Origin of the sequence: Nostoc sp. FACHB-888, from assembly GCF_014696655.1 — a bacterium.
Classification (GTDB): domain Bacteria; phylum Cyanobacteriota; class Cyanobacteriia; order Cyanobacteriales; family Nostocaceae; genus Nostoc.
Window position 1 is genome coordinate 1 of the sequence record NZ_JACJQM010000332.1, and the last position, 3,197, is coordinate 3,197.

Sequence of the window (3,197 nt, forward strand, 5' to 3'; positions counted from 1 at the left end):
CTCCCCCTCACAATGATTATCATTTTAATATTGAGTGAGATTTAATTTCCTCAAAGCCTTATGTAGTTTGAGTCTTGGTGTATTTCATACTGATTCAGGCTCGTCAATATTTAGATGCGTTTGCCCTGCCCATCTGCTAGTGTCACTTCTGTTGCTCCTAATTCGCCAGCAATCAATTTCTCGATTCAGGTTAGAGTTAGATCAAGTTTCACTGGAACATCATTAACGGTCAATAACATTGCCCAATTGTTTGGTCAAAGCAGTGGTATAGCAAATACAGATACCAATAACGATGGTATTCCAGATACGTTTATATATGACGAATCTGGTGACCAAAATCCCAGTAACTACGACGGTATAACGCCTCCTGGAACAGATGCGAATAATGACGGCATTCCTGAGGCAGCTCCTACCCCAATTGACGACGGCTACATTAACAACGCCGCTGACTTAACCACTACAGGGACTGACCCTGGCAATAACGCAGGAACTGGCCCAGGTGGTGAAGCGAGCAGTACCATAGTGACACAAGTTACTGCAACAGTCCAAAATGGGCCAGAAAATTTTCCAAATGCTATTGGTCCAGGTAATAACCCTAATACCGACTTCAGCAACAAGTCTTCAGCGATCGCTGCGAATACAAGACCAGGATCAACCGTAGATCCGGGGGTTGTCACCTTCAATAACACGGTAACAAATGCCAGTACCCAGGCAAACGACATTTCTCTACTTCCTACCCCACCAGCTAATGCCGCTGATTTGCCAACAAATACGACGGTAACTATTAATTATTTGAATCAGACAAAAGTCTATACCTGGAACGGCGCTCAATTCCTGAATGATGGTGCCCTGATTAATGATGCGACTGATTACATCACCATTTCTGATGTGCCAGCAAACAGCCCTATTAACTACTCTGTAGAAGTTGATCTACCAAGTGGCACCAACCTCTCCGCTGACGATAATATCCTCAGAGGCTACCCAGTACCTATCACTGCCTTCGTTGATGATACAACCCCTGGTTTAGGCGCAGAAACTGCTAGGAATACGACGATTGATCGGGTTTACACAGGCTTCCTAAAACTGGTTAAAGAGTCTAGAGTTCTGCAAGGAACTGGTCCAGTTGTAGGAGCCGGACAGGGTGATTTTAACTCAACACCAGCTTTTGATCCTGATGGTACTGGTGGACCGTTGCCATCTATTGATCCCAATCCAAATGTGGCTGATGTCGCAAGAACACCCGCTCAAGGAAACGTTATTGAGTACCGGATTAGGTACAGGAACATTTCTGAAGTCCAGCCCACAGACGGAAGTAATAACTCGATTTTGACAGCCAACAATGTCGTGATTACTGAGGATGGTGCTCTCTCTACTACTGTTGGGGATGGCCTGAACAACTGGGCGCTGGATAGAGATGGCAATGGTCAAATTGACACCAGCAATGTTCCGGGTTCAGCTACAGATTCTTCTGTTGGCGCAACCATTAATTTCTTCAACGGAAACACGACAACAGACACGTCTAATCTCGATATCACCAGGTATGTGGACAATGCGGGCAATGTTGCACCAGGTGGAGAACAAACATTTACCTTCCAACGCAGGGTGAACTAACGTCAGCTGTTTTTCTCATTAAGGGGAGCTAAGAGGGGTTTTCTGTATTGTACACCGCCTTTTGATCCCCCCACCCCTTAAAAAGGGGGCTAATCACCAATCAAAATTCTGGAAGTTGAAGTTTAAAGAGGTTATTTACATGAAGCGTGTTTCTATTGCAAGTATGGGAGCGATCGCCTTGATTGCAACTACACCATTTATCAGCCAAATTCCTGGAGTAGCGAATATCTGGCACTCAGGAAGTGCGATCGCCCAAAATACCCAAGCTAAAGGGCAAGTACAGTTGCGTTTAGATGCACAAAAGCAAGTTATGCAAAAAGATGAGCAGGGTAAGGAAAAGGTAACTTGGCAACCACTACAAGGTAAAGCTGTAGTGCAGCGAGGAGATGTGTTGCGTTACACAGTCAGTGGTGAAAACAGAGGCGATCGCCCAGTCAAGAATCTCACTATTAATCAACCCATTCCTCAAGGAATGGTGTATAAGCTGAAATCTGCAAATGTGAATGTTAACAAAGGGGCAAAGATTACCTACAGCATTGATGGCGGACGCAGCTTTGTAGAAAATCCCACTGTTAAAGTCACTCTCCCTAACGGCAAAGTAGAATCTCGTCCTGCTCCAGCCACAGCCTACACTCACATTCGCTTGGGTTTTGGCGAATCTATCGCCGCGAAGACTACAGTCAAGGGGACTTATGAGGTACAGGTGCCCTGAGAAAAACAAGTTAGGAGTAAGGATTGGGGAACTTGTGGCTCCCTCTAGGGATAAAGGGTAATGGGGATTGGGGATTGAAAAAATTTATGACTATATCTCTTTCCTAGTAATCAGCCCCCAATACCTAGCCCCTTGCTATAAGCATTGCCCACTACCAGTCCAGATATTTTAACGGTTGCCGATTTGACAGATACACCCTGTGAAATTTGTTACTGCCAGAACCCGAACTGTGAAGTCAAATAGGAGAAAAGTTCAGTGCGCCGTCAAAAGTCGCAAAACCAGATTCATATATGCAAAAGTTGGTTCCAGTGGTTAACGGCAACCGTTTTGGTCACAAGTGTTTTGCAGAGTTTTTTACCTGGGAAAGCACAACCAGTTGATAACAAAGTTGTACCTTCAGCTATCACAAACCAAGCTACTTATACTTATACAGATTCTACTAATAATACATTTCAAGGAACTACTAGTCAGATTCAAGCCAACTCTGGCCCCTTAATTGACCCGTTAGGACGAATTTTAGGTTGCGGTAGCGAAATTTTACCTGACTATACAGGTTTTTCTGTTGGTTTGTACGAACCTAACCCCAACGATCCAACAGGGACAGAATTAGGAAATTTAGTTCCCTTGACCCGGACAGAAGTGCCTGATATTCCTAACAACAAAGTTCCCATCGGGAAAGCTCCAAATATTGAAAACGCTAACCCTTACTTCATTGGCAATAATCCTGCGGGTGTATACAATTTTCTATTCGATTCAGACAAGGGTCAAACCAATGTTGGTAGAACCTATATTCTTGTAATTAATCCACCGCCAAATTCAATTTATAGACAGCGACGCATCAAGATTGAAATCGTTGGAAACACAGGCGGCAATA

2 protein-coding genes and 1 pseudogene are annotated in these 3,197 nt (G+C 44.2%); all 3 read left to right on the forward strand.

Annotated features, from left to right (window positions below):
- The first annotated feature begins 114 nt into the window (after positions 1 to 114).
- Positions 115 to 1,611, forward strand: coding sequence for a hypothetical protein (locus tag H6G26_RS40225; protein WP_190737555.1), 1,497 nt, complete (start codon positions 115 to 117; stop codon positions 1,609 to 1,611).
- Between the two features lie 139 nt (positions 1,612 to 1,750).
- Positions 1,751 to 2,323: a hypothetical protein gene (locus H6G26_RS40230; RefSeq protein WP_190737557.1), complete on the forward strand. Its 573-nt coding sequence runs from the start codon at positions 1,751 to 1,753 to the stop codon at positions 2,321 to 2,323.
- Positions 2,324 to 2,578: 255 nt separating this feature from the next.
- Positions 2,579 to 3,197 (forward strand): annotated as a pseudogene (locus H6G26_RS40235) (hypothetical protein); the annotation flags it as partial.